Source organism: Ferrimonas balearica DSM 9799, from assembly GCF_000148645.1.
Taxonomy (GTDB): domain Bacteria; phylum Pseudomonadota; class Gammaproteobacteria; order Enterobacterales; family Shewanellaceae; genus Ferrimonas; species Ferrimonas balearica.
Genome location: NC_014541.1, coordinates 103,304 through 119,100, shown reverse-complemented (window position 1 = coordinate 119,100; position 15,797 = coordinate 103,304). Strand labels below are relative to the sequence as shown.

The window sequence follows — 15,797 nt, the reverse complement described above, 5'->3', positions numbered from 1 at the left end:
GCGCCACCGTGGTCTGAATCGGCCTCAGTCCACTCGCGCCGCTTTATGACAGTCGCGACGCCATATCGGCTGAGCCGATTTGCCCCACCCCGCTGTCGCAAAAGCGTCACACGCCAACGTTACTTTGCTGGGCAGATAAGGAGATCGTGATGGAACGAACACGCACCCTGCGCATCATCGGGCTGTGGATAGCACTGATGCTTGGCATCAGCGCACTGGTTCTGGCCCGGGCGGACGCCAAGCCATTGGCCATTTGGGATTGGTGGGACATTGCCCTGGAAACCAGTCTGCTGGTGCTGATCAGTACCTGGCTGGTGATGGTGGCCCAAGCCCGTCCCGGTGGCCGAATCACCCGTTGGCTGCTGGCCGGATTGCTGGCATTCGGTTGCGGTTCAGTGGTGGACCTGTTGGATGAGTTTGTCCGCCTCGACACTCTGCCAACCGGGTTTGCCCTGCTGGAGAAAGGCCCGGTGCCCCTGGGCCTGATCAGCCTGACCATTGGCTTGTGGGGCTGGCGTAAGGAGCAGCTGCGCATCAATCAGCAACTGCGAACCCGGGAGCAGTTCCTGCGGGAAGCCGACCACATCGACCCCCTGACCCAACTGTGCGATGCCCGTACCTTTGACGCGCACCTGCAGCGCCTTGCCCAGAAAGGCACCTCCTGCAGCGTCATGATGCTGGACCTGGATCAGTTCCACCGCTTCAACCACGACCACGGCATGGCCGCCGGCGATGAATTGCTGCACCGGTTCAGCCACGCCCTGGCGAACGAAGTCCGCCACTGTGACCTGATCTGCCGCTACGCCGGAGACCGCTTTGTGGTGCTGCTGCCCCGCTGCCCGGCTTCCCTGGCCGCAGCCCTGGCCGAACACCTCAGGCAGCAGCTGCCGGAGCCTCGGATCAGCGTGACTGCGGTGTACCTGTATCGGGGCGAGGGGCCTTTCGAGGCCCAGTCGCTGCTGGCCGAGCTGAACCAGCGGATGATCGATGCCAAAGCGCATCGGCAATGGGCGAAGGCAGGCTGAATGAAGCGGCTGGCGCTGTGGCAGGACAAGTGCATGGATGGTCAGCTGCTGCCGCTGGGGCTTTGGCAACTGTTTCGCCTGCGCCAGTTGGACGGCGAAGCGCTGTTGCGTGGCACCGGCCTGTTTGCCACCGACCTGCAGCACCCTGGCCTGCGGGTATCGCCACGCCAGCTCTGCGCCCTGCTCAGCAACGCCCGCAAACTGTGGCCGGGGGATGATCTGGCTTTTCTGTTGGGCCAGCACTGGCTGCCCAGCCAGAGTGGTGCCCTGACCAATGGCCTGCTTTGTGCGCCGGATCTCGAGCGGGCGCTGAGCTTTTGGGGTCGTTACCACTGGCTCAGCCAACCCTGGCTACGGCCCACCCGCTGGCATCAGGATGATCACAGCCATTGGCAACTGCAGCTCGACCTGGGGTTGCAGACTCATCATCAATTTCTGCTGGAACTTGCCCTCAGCACCCTGACCGCCACCGCTAAGCGCCTTTCACCGCAGCCACTCCACTTTCACATCCAGCTGCCCTACCCGGCGCCGGCCCATCCCCACCATTACTGGAAATACCTGGGCCCGGAGGTGCAGTTTGGCGCCGCCATGACCCGCATCAGCCTGCCCCGGGTTGAGCTGCAGCGCCCCCTGCCTGGCGCCGATCTGGCGGGGTTCCAGCTGGCCTGGCGCCAATGCCGGCAACGGCTTCAGGCCGAACCCTGGCAGCGGGGCCTGCCCGCCGCCGTGCTGGCCCGGCTTGAGCGCCCCCAGCATCAGGGCGATGCGCTGCCTCAGGTCGCCAAAGACCTGGCCACCAGCCCCGCGACCCTGAAGCGGCGGCTTAAAGCGTTTGGGCTGGCGTTCCAGCCCCTGCAGGATCAGGCCCGGCTGGGGCAGGCCCTGTATCTGCTCAGCATTCAGGGCGCCGCCAACGCCGATGTGGCCCGCCAGCTTCAGTTCGCCGACGGCGGCAATTTCCGTCGCTCCTTCAAGCGCTGGACCGGGCTGCTGCCCAGCCAATTCTCCCGGTTAACCTGATTACCCGGTCATTTGGTCCCGGTTCAGTCATCACGCACTACCCTTGTTGGACGGCGGTTTAACCCGCTGATTTTGTGATCGGATTAACGCGAGACTGGACCATCCCTCCCTATGATGGGATGTTGTCAGTGCGAACGCGCTGTCGTCCCGGCATTTTGCCGCAGAGCGCACTAATCCGTTTACTCGGCAGTGCCAGCAAGAAAGGAACCGACCGCCTCGATGAAACCCACCGTCAGCGGCAACTCAGGCTGCCAGCTCAGCCTGACCCAGCGTAATGGCGTTATCGTGGTGCAGAAGCGCGCCACCACCGCCGCCTACGCGCCCCGACTGCGTGCCCAAATCGACAAACAGCGCTGCGCCGCCCGCCGCAATCGCCTGCCCGGCGTACACATCCCCGCAATCGTTGCTGAGCAACCCTCCCCTCAGGGCTACTGCGCCTGGATGGAGTACCTGAACTATCAGGATTACAGCCAGTTCTTTGCCACCGCTTCGCTGGCCAAACTCGACCGGCTGGCGCGCCACCTTATCGATTTTATTGAAGCGGAACTGGCAGAAGCGACGCTGACGGAAGTGCCCGCCCAACACTTTCTCGACAAGCTGGATGCCATCGCCCGGCAACTGCCCGGGCTGGCCAATCGCGATGCTAAGCAGGCGCAACTGGCCGCTCTGGCCCGCCGGGTCAAGGCGCAGCCGGTGGTGCTGCCACTGGGCCCCAACCATGGCGACCTCACTCTGGCCAACCTGATGGTCAGCCAGGACGCCAGCCGCATCGGCCTGTTCGACTTCCTCGACAGCTATCTGGACTCTCCGCTGGTGGACATCGCCAAGGTGCGACAGGACACCCAGTTTCACTGGTCACGGCTGATGACCCGGGCCCGCATCGACCGCGCCCGCTACCGCATCGTGATGCGCTACCTCGACCAGCAGATCGACCAGCACTTCCACGCTTACCCCTGGTATCGCCAGCACTACACCCTGATTCAGGGCATCAACATCGCCCGCATCTTCCCCTATGAACACCAGCCCCAGGTGTCCGACTTCACCCACAACACCCTCACTCAACTTGGTTTTTAGCCTATGAACATCATCATCCCCATCGCCGGCCGCTCCTCCCGTTTTCCCGATATGAAACCCAAGTGGATGCTGACCCATCCCCAGGGGGACTTTATGGTGGTGGAGGCGATCAAGGGGCTCGACCTGAGTAACGTGCGACGCATTGTGTTGGTGGGGCTGGCGCAGCATGAGCAGGAGTACGGGTTTGTTGCGGCGCTGACCGCCCAGTTTGAGGCCCTGGGGATCGACGACCGGGTCGAATTTGTGCTGCTGGAGGCGCAGACCCGCCATCAGCCGGAAACCGTCGCCCGCGCCATTGAGCAGGCCCACATCGAGGGGCCCATCTACATCAAAGATTCCGACAACTACTTTGTGGACACCCCGCGGCCGGGCAACCTGGTGGCCTGCTACGACCTGCATTCGCTGGACAACGTCAACGCCCGCAACAAGAGCTATCTGGAAGTGAACGCCGATGGCCACATCATCAACATCGTCGAAAAGCAGATCGTCTCCAGCACCTTCTGCGTCGGTGGCTACGGCTTTGCCGATGCGGCTCAGTTTATGGCCTGCTTCGAGCGCCTGCAGGCGGAGCCGGACCTCTACCTGTCCCACATGATTTTCCAGATGGTGTCCGATGGGGAGACCTTTGGCCATCAGCTGGTGAGCGACTACGTCGACTGGGGCACCATCAAGGAGTGGAACGCCTACAAGGCCCACTACTCCACGCTGTTTGTGGACCTCGACGGCACTCTGGTGCGCAACTCGGCCCAGTTTACCGAGCCCAAGTGGGGCACCACCGAGGCGATCGCCGACAACGTCGCAACGCTTAACGCCCTGCACGCCAGCGGCACCGTCCAGATCATCATCACCACCTCCCGCAAGGAGGCGTACCGTGACGTCACCGTGGCTCAGCTTGAACGGTTGGGGATCCGCTATGACCAGCTGATCATGGGGCTGGTGCATGGCCGACGTATCGTCATCAATGACTACGCCAAGTCCAACCCCTATAAGAGCTGCGACGCCATCAACATCAAGCGCAACAGCAGCGACCTCAAGGACAAACTGGAGGACTCCGTGGGCTTCCATATCGACCTGGGACAGCGCTGAACCCGATCAGCCCGGCACAAAAAAAGGCACCCCGTGGGGTGCCTTTTTTACCGCAAACCGGCCTTAGCCTTTTTTGCCTTCGCGGGAAGCGCGCTTACGATCGGATTCGGTCAGCAGCTTCTTACGGATACGGATGCTCTCCGGGGTCACTTCCACCAGCTCATCGTCGTCGATGAACTCGAGGGCACGTTCCAGAGTCAGCTGGATCGGCGGAGTCAGAACCTGAGCTTCGTCGGTACCGGACGCACGCATGTTGGTCAGCTGCTTACCCTTCAGGGCGTTTACGGTCAGGTCGTTGTCACGGCTGTGGATGCCGATCACCATACCTTCGTAAACCTCAGTACCGTGACCTACCATCAGGCGGCCACGCTCCTGCAGGTTGAACAGGGCGTTAGTCAGAGCTTTACCAGTAGCATTGGCAATCAGTACACCGTTGATGCGCTGGCCAATGTTGCCGCCTTTGTGCGGACCGTATTCGTAGAACGTGTGGTACAGCAGACCGGTGCCGGAGGTCAGGGTCATGAACTCAGTCTGGAAGCCGATCAGGCCGCGGGACGGCATGATGAAGTCCATACGGATACGACCTTTGCCGTCCGGAGACATGTCGGTCAGCTCAGCCTTACGCAGGCCCAGCTTCTCCATGATGGAACCCTGGTGGGCTTCCTCAACGTCAACGGTTACGGTCTCGTAGGGCTCTTGCAGCTCGCCGTCTACGGTGCGCATGATCACTTCCGGACGGGATACCGCCAGCTCGAAGCCTTCACGACGCATGTTTTCAATCAGAACGCCCAGGTGCAGTTCACCACGGCCGGACACTTTGAACTTGTCCGGATCATCGGTTTCTTCGACGCGCAGAGCCACGTTGTGCACCAGTTCTTTCTGCAGACGCTCCAGGATGTTACGGGAGGTCACGTACTTGCCTTCCTGACCCGCGAACGGGGAGGTGTTCACCTGGAAGGTCATGGTTACGGTCGGCTCGTCAACAGACAGGGCCGGCAGCGCTTCCACTTCGGTCGGGCAGCAAACGGTATCGGAGATCTTCAGTTCACCCAGACCGGAGATGGCGATGATGTCGCCAGCTTGAGCTTCACCCACTTCGTGGCGCTCCAGGCCCATGTAGCCCAGAACCTGGCCCACTTTGCCGTTACGGGTGATGCCGTTGGCACCATGTACGGTAACCTGCTGACCCACTTTAACGCGGCCACGGGAAACACGGCCTACACCGATAACGCCCACGTAGCTGTTGTAGTCCAGCTGGGAGATCTGCATCTGGAACGGACCTTCCGGATCCGCAGACGGCGGAGACACTTCGTCAACGATGGTCTGGAACAGGGCGGTCATGTCTTCAGCGGTCTCGCCCTCTTCAGCAGAGGCCCAGCCGTTCAGAGCAGAGGCGTACACCACTTTGAAGTCCAGCTGTTCGTCGGTCGCACCCAGGTTGTCGAACAGGTCAAACACCTGATCCATTACCCAGTCAGGGCGCGCGCCCGGCTTGTCGATCTTGTTGATAACCACGATCGGCTTCAGACCCTGAGCAAAGGCTTTCTGGGTTACGAAGCGGGTCTGCGGCATCGGACCTTCCTGCGCGTCAACCAGCAGCAGTACGGAGTCCACCATGGACAGAACACGCTCTACTTCACCACCGAAGTCGGCGTGTCCAGGGGTGTCCACGATGTTGATGCGGTAGTCATTCCATTTAATGGCGGTGTTTTTCGCCAGAATGGTAATGCCACGCTCTTTCTCCAGGTCGTTGGAGTCCATCACGCGCTCATCCAGGGCCACGCGGGCATCCAGGGTGCCTGATTGGGACAGCAGTTTGTCAACCAGGGTGGTTTTCCCGTGGTCAACGTGGGCGATGATCGCCACGTTACGCAAGTTCTCGATACTCATGATCTCTCCATGCAAAGGGGTACAAACGAAAAGACCCGATCTTGAGGAAAGACCGGGCGAACCCCTCCGCGGGGTAAATTCTGGGCGGCAAGTTTAATGGATAGCGATTAAAACTGCGACAAATACCGATGATTTACTTGTAAACATCGAAAGAGTGTTCCTGCTACACTGGCGAAATGCTCAAGGATTGTGCAGTTTAGAGGCACTCTCATGGCCCGTCAGGGATTTGGACCCGCCCCAATATCGACCATGCCCCGTTTTTGGGCGGCATGCGCACCACTTTGGTGCAAAGCAAGCCCTCCCCCCTGCACCAAATCAACTCAATTCCTTATTAATCAATGCCTTGCATTTTTGGCACGGCGTTCGCTTTGTTTTGGCCAGCTTGGTCAGAGCACACATTTGCCACTGGAGGTTTAGGGATGTCCATCGAAAACGTATTGAAACTGATTGAAGAGAACGACGTTAAGTTTGTTGATCTGCGCTTCACCGATACCAAGGGTAAGGAACAGCACGTGTCCATCCCGGTCAGCCAGATCGACGCCGACTTCTTCGAAGAAGGTAAGATGTTCGATGGTTCCTCCATCCAGGGCTGGAAGGGCATCAACGAGTCCGACATGATCCTGATGCCGGACCCGGCCACCGCCGTACTGTGCCCCTTCACCGATGAAGTGACCCTGAACGTCCGTTGCGACATCATCGAGCCGGCCACCATGGAAGGCTACGACCGCGACCCGCGCTCCATCGCCAAGCGTGCCAAAGCCTACATGCAGTCCACCGGCATCGCCGACGACTGTTTCTTCGGTCCCGAGCCGGAGTTCTTCCTGTTTGACGACGTGAAGTACAAAACCGACATGTCCGGTTCCATGTACAAGATTGACGCCGAAGAAGCGTCCTGGAACTCCGACAAAGACTACGAAGGCGGCAACAAAGGTCACCGTCCGGGCGTAAAAGGCGGCTATTTCCCGGTATCCCCGGTGGATTCTGCCCAGGACATCCGTTCTGCCATGTGTCTGGTACTGGAAGAGATGGGCCAGGTTGTTGAAGCCCACCACCACGAAGTGGCCACTGCCGGTCAGAACGAAATCGCCACCCGCTTCAACAGCATCGTTGAGAAAGCGGATGAACTGCAGGTACTGAAGTACGTGATCCACAATGTGGCCCACGTATACGGCAAGTCCGCCACCTTTATGCCGAAGCCGCTGGTTGGCGACAACGGTTCTGGTATGCACTGCCACCAGTCCCTGAGCAAAGACGGCGTTAACCTGTTTGCCGGCGACAAGTACGGCGGCCTGTCTGAAACCGCGCTGTACTACATCGGCGGTATCATCAAGCACGCCCGTGCCATCAACGCCTTTGCCAACGCGTCTACCAACTCCTACAAGCGTCTGGTACCTGGCTTCGAAGCACCGGTAATGCTGGCTTACTCTGCCCGTAACCGCTCCGCCTCCATCCGTATCCCGGTGGTACCGAACCCGAAAGGTCGTCGCATTGAGGTGCGCTTCCCGGATCCGACTGCCAACCCGTACCTGGCGTTCTCCGCCATGCTGATGGCTGGCCTGGACGGCATCATCAACAAGATCCACCCGGGCGATGCCATGGACAAGGATCTGTACGACCTGCCGGCAGAAGAAGCGGCCGAGATCCCGACCGTTGCCTCCAGCCTGGAGCAGGCTCTGGATTGTCTGGACGCCGACCGCGCCTTCCTGACCGCTGGTGGCGTGTTCTCCGACGACTTTATCGACTCCTACATCGGCCTGAAGCGTGGCGAAGTAGAGCGTCTGAACATGACCACTCACCCGGTCGAGTTCGAACTGTATTACAGCGTCTAAGACGTAACGATTCACTGGAAGTGAAGAACGCTCTGTACCCCTAATAAAAACAAGAATTAAGAGCACCAAAAGCCCATCCGCAAGGATGGGCTTTTTTCTTGCAACTCTCTAAACTGTACAAGAAACCATCGACAAGGAGTGAGACATGGGATCCCGATACATCCTGCTGGTTGCCGCCCTGTTGCTGGCACCACAGGGATTTGCCAAGGTGTACCGCTGGGTGGACAGCAACGGCCAGGTTCACTATTCCGATAAGCCTCAGGACGGGGCGGAAGAGATCGCCGTGGACACCAGCAAAGCCAACACCATCGAGCTGGCCAAGCCCAGCCCCACCACGGCCCCCCTGCAACCGGTCACCGCCCCTGAATACCGCATCAGCCTGAGTGCGCCTGAACAGGGCGCCACGGTGCGGGACAACAACGGGCAACTGAACCTCAATATCGCGCTGCAACCTGACCTGTTGGCTGACCATCGCATCGAGCTGCTGCTCAATGGTGAGGTGGTGCGCACCGTTGGCAGCGGCGGTTCCTTTGCCCTGGATAACGTTGATCGGGGTGAACATGTTCTCCAGGCGCGGGTTATCGACGAAAACGGCAAAGTCCTTGCATCAAGTCGTAAAACGAAGGTTTATCTGCACCGCCACTCCCGTTTGATCGCCCCGCCCAAGCCGCAACCCCGCAGCTGAAGCGGGATCCGGTCGAAAACCGCTTTGCACCAATTTGGTGCAGTGCTAAGGTGGTGCACAATGCCAGGGCACAGAGGACCGCACCACCATGGACCGCCAGTCGGACCCAGACTATCTGCACCAGCTTTCCACCGCCGTACTGGTGCTGACTCCCCAGTTACAGGTGCGTTACGCCAATCACGCTGCCGAGCAACTGCTCGGCCTCGGGCAACGCCGCCTGCTGGGCCAGAATGCCGCCAGCCTCTATAGCCAGCTGGCCACCGACACCGCCCTGCTGCGCCAGACACTGGAGCGCGAGCAGGGCCAATCCCTGTACGCCGTTTCTCTGGTCACCCTGGATGGCCAACACCACACCATCGACCTGATCTTCACCCCGCTGGAGAGCGCCGAGATCCTGGTGGAAGCCCGGGTGGTGGATCACCAGCAACGCATCAGCCAGGAGCTGCAGCATTATGCCCAGCAACACGCAGCGCAGCTGCTGGTGCGTGGCCTGGCCCACGAGATTAAAAATCCGCTGGGCGGTCTGCGTGGTGCTGCCCAGTTGCTGGAGCGGGAGCTGGACGACCCGGAACTCAAAGAGTTCACCACCATCATCATTGAGCAGTCCGACCGCCTGCGTGGCCTGGTAGACCGACTGCTGGGTCCGCAATACCCGGGCACCTGGGCCGAGGGCAATGTTCACCGGTTGCTGGAGCAGGTGGCCCGGCTGTGCGAGATGGAAGCCACCGGCACCCTGGTGATCGAACGGGACTACGACCCCTCCATCCCCGACTTCGTGATGGACGCCGAGCAGCTGCAACAGGCGCTGCTCAATATCGTTCGCAACGCAGTGCAGGCGCTGGATGGTCAGGGACGCATCGTGTTGCGCACCCGCAGCCAGGGCCAGACCACCATCGCCGGTCGGCGCCATCGTCAGGTGGTAGCGGTCAGCGTGGTGGATGACGGCCCGGGCATCGACCCCAGCATTCAGGACACCCTGTTCTACCCGATGGTCACCAATAAGGCTGACGGCAGTGGCCTGGGCTTATCCATCGCCCAGAAGATCGTCAGCCAGCATCAGGGTCGGATCGAGCTCGAAAGCTGGCCCGGCCACACCGAGTTCACCCTGCTACTGCCGATGACGTTTTCCAAGGAGGCACAATGAGCGAACAAGTCTGGGTTCTGGATGATGACAGCTCCATCCGCTGGGTACTGGAACGCGCCCTTAAGCGGGAAAACCTGACCAGCGCCAGCTTCGCCAGTGCTGAATCCCTGTGGCAGGCGCTGGAGGCCAGCCAACCTCAGGTGATCGTCTCCGACATCCGCATGCCCGGCACCGACGGTCTGACCCTGCTGGAACGGATTAAGCAGCACTACCCCGAGCTGCCGGTGATCATCATGACCGCCCACTCCGATCTCGACTCCGCCGTGGGGGCCTACCAGTCCGGCGCCTTTGAGTACCTGCCCAAACCTTTTGATATCGATGAGGCGCTGGCGCTGGTACGCCGGGCCCTTGAGCACGCTGCCGCCTCCGCGCCACAGCCTCAGGAGCGTGGCGAAGCGGTGCCCGGCATCATCGGCGAAGCCCCGGCGATGCAGGAGGTGTTCCGCGCCATTGGTCGCCTGTCGCGCTCCTCCATCAGCGTACTGATCAACGGCCAGTCCGGTACCGGTAAAGAGCTGGTGGCCCATGCCCTGCACAAGCACAGCCCGCGCTCGGCCGCACCCTTTGTGGCCCTGAACATGGCCGCCATCCCCAAAGACCTGATCGAATCAGAGCTGTTCGGCCACGAAAAAGGCGCCTTTACCGGCGCCGCCGGGGTGCGCCAGGGTCGCTTCGAGCAGGCCAATGGCGGCACCCTGTTTCTGGATGAGATCGGCGATATGCCGCTGGATGTGCAGACACGCCTGCTGCGGGTGCTGGCCGATGGCCAGTTTTACCGGGTGGGTGGCCACAGCGCCATCAAGGTGGATGTGCGCATCGTTGCCGCCACCCACCAGGATCTGGAGCAGCGGGTGCGGGAGGGGCAGTTCCGTGAGGATCTGTTCCATCGCCTCAACGTCATCCGCATCCAGTTGCCCCCGCTGAGTGAACGTGCCGAGGACATCCCGGCCCTGACCCGCCACTTCCTGGCTGCCGCGGCGGATGAACTGGGGGTAGAGCCGAAACGCCTCACCAAGGAGGCGGAGATCCGCTTAAGTGAACTGCCCTGGCCCGGCAACGTGCGCCAGCTGGAGAACGCCTGTCGCTGGATGACTGTCATGGCCTCAGGCCAGGAGATTTTGGCGGATGACCTGCCGCCGGAACTCAAAACCGCCCAGACCAGCAGCGCCTTCAGTGGCGAGCCGGGACAGGAGGGCGACTGGACCACCCTGCTGGCCAGCTGGGCCAGCCGCGCTCTGGCCAACGGTGACACCAACCTGCTGGAGGATGCCCAACCGGCGTTTGAGCGTACCCTGCTGACCACCGCCCTCAGCCACACCCGAGGCCATAAGCAGGAAGCCGCCCGATTGCTCGGCTGGGGCCGCAACACCCTGACCCGAAAGCTCAAAGAGCTGAATATGGAAGAGTAAAAAAGCGCGCCCTTGGGCGCGCTTTTTTGCTTCGGAGTCCGTCGGTTCAGACCGGGTCCTGGTGAACAATCACATCCGCACCGGGGAACGCCTCGCGAATGCGGCACTCCACCGCATCGGCCAGATCATGAGCCTCCCGCAGTGGCAGGTCGCCATCCAGCTCCAGGTGCATCTGCACATAGAGGGTATTACCAGAGCGACGGGTCCGCAGATCGTGCAGCCCCTGCACACCGGGGTCCGCTTTGGCCAGCGCTTCCACCTGTTCACGCACTTCCGGCTCCGCTTCACGATCCAGCAGCAGCTGCACCGCTTCGCTGCCCAGCCCCCAGGCACCGTAGCCGATGTAGAGTGCAATCAACACCGCGAACAGACCATCCGCCCAGAGCAACCCCTGGCTGGCCAGCACCAGTGCCAGCAGCACAGCGGCGTTCAACAGCAGATCGGTGCGGTAATGCAGGGCATCGGCGGCAATGGCGGTGGAACCGGTCACGGCCACCGCACGCTTCTGGATGGTCAGCAGCACCACCGTCGCCACCATGGCGAAGACGCTGACGCCAATGCCGAGGGTGGAGTTGGTCAGGGGGGTGGGGTTGATCAGGCGCTCACTGCCGTGGAACAGCAGCAACAGGGCTGAGCCGAGAATGAAGCCCGCCTGCACCAGGGTCGCCAGCGGCTCGGCTTTGCCATGGCCAAAGCGGTGGTGCTGATCAGCGGGCAGCAGGGCCACGCGCAGGGCGTAGAAGTTCACCAGTGACGCCATCGCGTCCATCATGGAGTCGGTCAGGGAGGCCAGCAGACTGGCGGAACCGGAGAAAGACCAGGCCAGCAGCTTGGCCAGGATCAGGATCACCGCAGTGGCCACCGACGCTCGGGTGGCCACACGGATCCAGAAAGCGTATTGCTCAGGAGTGGTGGAGGACGACATGATGCTGAAAAGGAGTCAGTTTCGGTGCCGCCCAGTGTAACACCTCACTCGCCGTGGTGGGCCTGGAATCGCGCCATACGCTTGTCGTGACGTGCTTCCAGCTTGGCTTTCTGCTCATCGGTCAGCAGCTGAATGATGTCGTGCTGCAGCTTCATGCGGGCCAGTGCGCGGTCTGCGTGGGCAGCCTGACGCTCATTGATCATCTGGCGCGCCGCCGCTTCATCAAAGTTGGGGTTGTTCATCAGCGCCTGGTGAGCCGCCATCTTCGCCTCAAAGTCGGCCGTATCGCGGGCCGGTTTATCGGTGTGTGCGGCTTCAATCAGCGCCTTAATCTGGGTTTTCTGCTCGGCGGTCAGGTCCAGGCCACGCAGCATCTTGCGCACTTCACCACCATGGTGACCGCGCTTGCCGTGATGGTAGCCCATACCGTGGTGGCCACCCTTTCCACGCATTTCACAGTCCCGTTGGCCGTCACCCTGGGCAGCAACAGCAAAGGAAGTGGAGACCAGCGCAGTGGTCGTCAGCGCACCAACAGCAATCAGTTTGGCAATGGGTTTCATGGGGTTCGTCCTCTTGGTTAAGTCGACGGTCACAAGCGTACCAAGGTCAATGTCAAACAGGGTTTAGAGCGGGTAAAACAGTGTAAAGGTTGCTTGGGACACCCCCGGCGTTGCGGTACGCTTGCCCTGTAACAATTGGGAGTCAAATGTGATGAATCGTATCTTGCTGGTGGAAGATGATCAGGGACTGTGTGAACTGCTCGGACAGCTGCTTGAGCTGGAAGGCTTTACCCTGACGGTCCGCCAGGACGGTCCGTCCGGGCTGTTAGAGGCCCAAAACGGCGAGCACGACATCGTGCTGCTGGACGTGATGCTGCCGGGCCTGAACGGCTTTGATGTGCTGCGCCAGCTGCGTCAGAAGAGCGACGTACCGGTGCTGATGCTGACCGCACGCGGGGACGACATCGACCGGGTAGTCGGGCTCGAAATCGGGGCCGATGATTACCTGCCCAAACCCTTTAATGACCGGGAGCTTATCGCCCGCATCCGCGCCATTCTGCGCCGCACCCGCGATAAGGAGTCCAGCAGCAACGGTCAGGATGAGTTGGTCTGTGACGACCTCACCCTCTACCCGCGCCGCCAGGAAGCCTGGGTCAACGAAGCCCTGCTGCCATTGACCGCCACCGAATTCAGTCTGCTGCTGGAGCTGACTCAAAACCCCGGTGAGCTGATCAGCAAAGATCGGCTGTCCGAAGCGGTACTGGGCAAAAAGTTGATGCCCTTTGACCGCAGCCTGGACATGCACCTGTCCAACCTGCGCCGCAAACTGCCGGAGCGCAGCGACAACCGTCCCCGGGTGAAAACCGTTCGGGGCAAAGGCTACATCTGGCTGGACTAAACCGTGAAACTGCCCAACCACCTGCTGTTCAAACTGCTGCTGGCGTTCTGGATCACCTCTTCGCTGGTGTTGGGGCTGGTGATTGGCCTGCCCCACCTGCAGAAAAGCTTTGACCGCGAGCCGCTGGATCCCCGTTTGGCCACAGTGCTGAACCGCACCGCCGAACGGCTGGCAGAAACGCCGCCCCAGCAGTGGCGGCAACTGTCCCATAAGCTGCGCCACTATCAGGACGAGCGCGGCCGCGAGTTCCGCATGAGTTTCTACCTGATCGACAAAGACGGTCGACCGGTATTCCGTGGAGACCGACGCCTGCCCCGGGAGGTGCGCCACTTCCTGCTGGAGTTGGACAGCTATCAGCAGCCGATGCGCTACCGCTTTCCCGATGAGGTGGTGTTCGGCCCCAAAGAGGTGCAGCTCAACGGCGAAACCCATTATCTGATCGGCAAGATCCGGGCACCGCACCAGCGCCCCTGGCTGTTTTTCCTGATGGCCCATCCCGGCGCTTTCCTGCTGGTGGCCATCGCCTTCTCGGGCCTGGTGTTCGGCCTGTTGGCCTGGCACCTGGGCAAACCATTGCGCCACCTGAAAGACACCGCTGGCGCACTGGCCCGGGGGGATCTCGAAGCGCGGGTGGATGGCGATACCCTGAGCCGCCGCGATGAGCTGGGCCAGCTGGCCACCAGCTTTAACCAGATGGCGGACTCCGTTACCACCATGGTGAAGGGGCAGCAGCGCTTGCTGTCCGGTATCTCCCATGAGCTGCGCACCCCACTGACCCGGTTGCAGCTGGCCCTCGCGCTGGCCCGCAAAAAGGGTGAAGACAGTGCCGAGCTGCAACGCATCGGCCGGGAAGCGGAACAGCTGGATGCGATGATCCGCGAACTGCTCGCCCTGTCGCGGCTGAATATGCAGATCACCGACAGCAAACACCCGCTCGACCTGATCGACGTGCTGACCGATGTGATTGACGATGCCGGGTTTGAGGCGGAACAGATGAACAAGCAGCTGTCGGTGACCATGCCGGAACACCTGCCGTTCAAGGGGATTGAAAACCTGCTGCGGCGGGCGGTGGAAAACCTGCTGCGCAACGCCCTGCGTTACGCCGAAAACCAGGTCAGCCTGGAGATCGTGCGTCAGCCCAATGAGGTGCTGATCCGCATCAGTGACGATGGCCCCGGCGTGCCGGAAACGGAGCTGGAGACCATCTTTAAGCCCTTCTATCGGGTCGCCGAAGCCCGCGACCGCGACAGTGGCGGATGGGGCCTCGGACTGGCCATCACCCAAGGGGCTGTGGAGGCCCACCAGGGACGAGTGCGGGCCAACAACCGCACCCCGCATGGCCTCACCATGACCGTCACCCTGCCGCTGGCTTAAGCCAGCGGCAACGCCGGATCCGCCCCCCATTCGGCCCACGAGCCGTCGTACACCCGCCATTGATGATGACCCGCCTCGCTGGCCGCCAGCGCCAGCACACAGGCGGTCACACCGCTGCCACAGCTGAATACCCAGGGTTTTGACCCATCCGCCACAGCGGCAAACCGCGCCTTCAACTCCGCAACGGGACGCAGTTTGCCCTGATCCAGCAGTTGGCCAAACGGCAGATTGACCGCACCGGGCATATGACCCGGCCGCACACCGGGGCGGGGCTCCGGCTCGGCACCGGCAAAGCGGCCCGGAGCGCGGGCGTCCAGCAGCCAGATCTCCCCGGCGATCAGTTGCTGATGCAACGTTTGAGCATCGATCACCTGTCCGGGCAGCGCCGGCACCGGGTAATGGGATGCCTCCACCGCCGCCGCTTCGCCCTGCTCCAGTGGATAGTCCGCTTCGCGCCAGGCCGGCAGGCCGCCGTTCAGAACCGCCACCGCCTGATGGCCAAACGCCTTCAGCATCCACCACACCCGGGGCGCCGAGAACAGGCCGTGACGGTCATACACCACCACCTTGTGCTCCGGCTTCAGTCCCAGCTTTCCGAGCTCAAGGGCAAACTGCTCCGGAGTCGGCAGCATGTGAGGCAGGCTGCTGTCCGGGTCGGCCAGGGCATCATCAAAATCAAACCAGCGGGCGCCGGGGATGCGCTCCTCCCGGTGCCGTTGCCGGGCATCCTCGGTGCTGCCGGGCAGAAACCAGGTGCCATCCAGCACCCGCCAATCCGGGTGGTCGAGATTTTGCGCCAGCTCATCAACGCTGATCAGGTTGGGAAAGGCCATGATTTGGCGGACTCCTTGAGATTTGGACTGGGCCCTAGCCTACCCCACTGCCCGGCCCGGCGCTTGCGTTCCGGTCCCGGGCAGAGTAAAAGAAGCCCACTTGTT

Annotated in this window: 14 protein-coding genes; 10 read left to right on the top strand and 4 right to left on the bottom strand. The window is 61.5% G+C overall.

The features are described 5' to 3' along the window. Nucleotides 1–149: 149 nt before the first annotated feature. The 4 genes from FBAL_RS00515 to FBAL_RS00500 all read left to right on the top strand — a co-directional run bounded on the left by FBAL_RS00515 (nt 150) and on the right by FBAL_RS00500 (nt 4,205). Complete coding sequence (locus tag FBAL_RS00515) at nt 150–1,025, top strand: GGDEF domain-containing protein (protein ID WP_013343616.1); 876 nt, start codon at nt 150–152, stop codon at nt 1,023–1,025. Next, nucleotides 1,026–2,045, top strand: a complete 1,020-nt coding sequence (locus FBAL_RS00510; RefSeq protein ID WP_013343615.1) for an AraC family transcriptional regulator — start codon at nt 1,026–1,028, stop codon at nt 2,043–2,045. A gap of 219 nt (nt 2,046–2,264) precedes the next feature. Next, on the top strand, nt 2,265–3,119 hold the full coding sequence (locus FBAL_RS19425) for an aminoglycoside phosphotransferase family protein (RefSeq protein ID WP_013343614.1): 855 nt from the start codon (nt 2,265–2,267) through the stop codon (nt 3,117–3,119). A gap of 3 nt (nt 3,120–3,122) precedes the next feature. Then, the gene (locus FBAL_RS00500) at nt 3,123–4,205 is read left to right on the top strand and encodes a hypothetical protein (protein ID WP_013343613.1); all 1,083 of its coding nucleotides are present in this window, start codon (nt 3,123–3,125) and stop codon (nt 4,203–4,205) included. Nucleotides 4,206–4,268: 63 nt separating this feature from the next. Here FBAL_RS00500 and typA read toward each other — a convergent pair whose 3' ends face one another. Beyond that, nucleotides 4,269–6,095, bottom strand: coding sequence for a translational GTPase TypA (gene typA / locus FBAL_RS00495; protein WP_013343612.1), 1,827 nt, complete (start codon nt 6,093–6,095; stop codon nt 4,269–4,271). A 419-nt stretch (nt 6,096–6,514) separates the two neighbouring features. Here typA and glnA point away from each other — a divergent pair, with 419 nt between their 5' ends. The 4 genes from glnA to glnG all read left to right on the top strand — a co-directional run bounded on the left by glnA (nt 6,515) and on the right by glnG (nt 11,162). Further along, on the top strand, nt 6,515–7,924 hold the full coding sequence (gene glnA, locus FBAL_RS00490; protein ID WP_013343611.1) for a glutamate--ammonia ligase: 1,410 nt from the start codon (nt 6,515–6,517) through the stop codon (nt 7,922–7,924). A 145-nt stretch (nt 7,925–8,069) separates the two neighbouring features. Continuing rightward, a complete protein-coding gene (locus FBAL_RS00485; protein WP_013343610.1) occupies nt 8,070–8,609 on the top strand; it encodes a DUF4124 domain-containing protein in 540 nt (179 codons plus the stop codon). 88 nt (nt 8,610–8,697) lie between these two features. Further along, nucleotides 8,698–9,753 (top strand): nitrogen regulation protein NR(II), encoded by a 1,056-nt coding sequence (glnL, locus tag FBAL_RS00480; protein ID WP_013343609.1) that lies wholly within the window; start codon nt 8,698–8,700, stop codon nt 9,751–9,753. Next, entirely contained in the window at nt 9,750–11,162 is a 1,413-nt protein-coding gene (gene glnG, locus FBAL_RS00475; protein ID WP_013343608.1) for a nitrogen regulation protein NR(I), read from the top strand. Before glnL ends, glnG begins: the two co-directional genes overlap by 4 nt. A 46-nt stretch (nt 11,163–11,208) precedes the next feature. On the opposite strand, the gene fieF is transcribed toward glnG, so the two are convergent. Next, nucleotides 11,209–12,087 (bottom strand): cation efflux pump FieF, encoded by an 879-nt coding sequence (fieF, locus tag FBAL_RS00470; protein ID WP_013343607.1) that lies wholly within the window; start codon nt 12,085–12,087, stop codon nt 11,209–11,211. 44 nt (nt 12,088–12,131) lie between these two features. Continuing rightward, nucleotides 12,132–12,647 carry a Spy/CpxP family protein refolding chaperone gene (locus FBAL_RS00465; RefSeq protein ID WP_013343606.1) on the bottom strand — a complete coding sequence of 172 codons (516 nt, stop codon included), beginning with the start codon at nt 12,645–12,647 and terminating at the stop codon, nt 12,132–12,134. A gap of 151 nt (nt 12,648–12,798) precedes the next feature. On the opposite strand from FBAL_RS00465, the gene FBAL_RS00460 reads away from it, so the two are divergent. Then, nucleotides 12,799–13,485 carry a response regulator gene (locus tag FBAL_RS00460; protein ID WP_013343605.1) on the top strand — a complete coding sequence of 229 codons (687 nt, stop codon included), beginning with the start codon at nt 12,799–12,801 and terminating at the stop codon, nt 13,483–13,485. A 3-nt stretch (nt 13,486–13,488) separates the two neighbouring features. Then, nucleotides 13,489–14,859 carry an ATP-binding protein gene (locus tag FBAL_RS00455; RefSeq protein ID WP_013343604.1) on the top strand — a complete coding sequence of 457 codons (1,371 nt, stop codon included), beginning with the start codon at nt 13,489–13,491 and terminating at the stop codon, nt 14,857–14,859. Here FBAL_RS00455 and FBAL_RS00450 read toward each other — a convergent pair. Beyond that, nucleotides 14,856–15,692 carry a sulfurtransferase gene (locus tag FBAL_RS00450; protein ID WP_013343603.1) on the bottom strand — a complete coding sequence of 279 codons (837 nt, stop codon included), beginning with the start codon at nt 15,690–15,692 and terminating at the stop codon, nt 14,856–14,858. The two genes, FBAL_RS00455 and FBAL_RS00450, sit on opposite strands and share 4 nt — an antisense overlap. Between the last annotated feature and the right edge of the window lie 105 nt (nt 15,693–15,797).

Bases quoted from the DNA above. Each gene is read 5' to 3' on its own strand.
- FBAL_RS00465 (WP_013343606.1), bottom strand. From the start codon at position 12,647: ATGAAACCCATTGCCAAACTGATTGCTGTTGGTGCGCTGACGACCACT.
- fieF (WP_013343607.1), bottom strand. From the start codon at position 12,087: ATGTCGTCCTCCACCACTCCTGAGCAATACGCTTTCTGGATCCGTGTG.
- FBAL_RS00450 (WP_013343603.1), bottom strand. From the start codon at position 15,692: ATGGCCTTTCCCAACCTGATCAGCGTTGATGAGCTGGCGCAAAATCTC.
- glnL (WP_013343609.1), top strand. From the start codon at position 8,698: ATGGACCGCCAGTCGGACCCAGACTATCTGCACCAGCTTTCCACCGCC.
- FBAL_RS00460 (WP_013343605.1), top strand. From the start codon at position 12,799: ATGAATCGTATCTTGCTGGTGGAAGATGATCAGGGACTGTGTGAACTG.
- glnA (WP_013343611.1), top strand. From the start codon at position 6,515: ATGTCCATCGAAAACGTATTGAAACTGATTGAAGAGAACGACGTTAAG.
- typA (WP_013343612.1), bottom strand. From the start codon at position 6,095: ATGAGTATCGAGAACTTGCGTAACGTGGCGATCATCGCCCACGTTGAC.
- FBAL_RS00500 (WP_013343613.1), top strand. From the start codon at position 3,123: ATGAACATCATCATCCCCATCGCCGGCCGCTCCTCCCGTTTTCCCGAT.
- FBAL_RS00515 (WP_013343616.1), top strand. From the start codon at position 150: ATGGAACGAACACGCACCCTGCGCATCATCGGGCTGTGGATAGCACTG.
- FBAL_RS00485 (WP_013343610.1), top strand. From the start codon at position 8,070: ATGGGATCCCGATACATCCTGCTGGTTGCCGCCCTGTTGCTGGCACCA.
- glnG (WP_013343608.1), top strand. From the start codon at position 9,750: ATGAGCGAACAAGTCTGGGTTCTGGATGATGACAGCTCCATCCGCTGG.
- FBAL_RS00510 (WP_013343615.1), top strand. From the start codon at position 1,026: ATGAAGCGGCTGGCGCTGTGGCAGGACAAGTGCATGGATGGTCAGCTG.
- FBAL_RS19425 (WP_013343614.1), top strand. From the start codon at position 2,265: ATGAAACCCACCGTCAGCGGCAACTCAGGCTGCCAGCTCAGCCTGACC.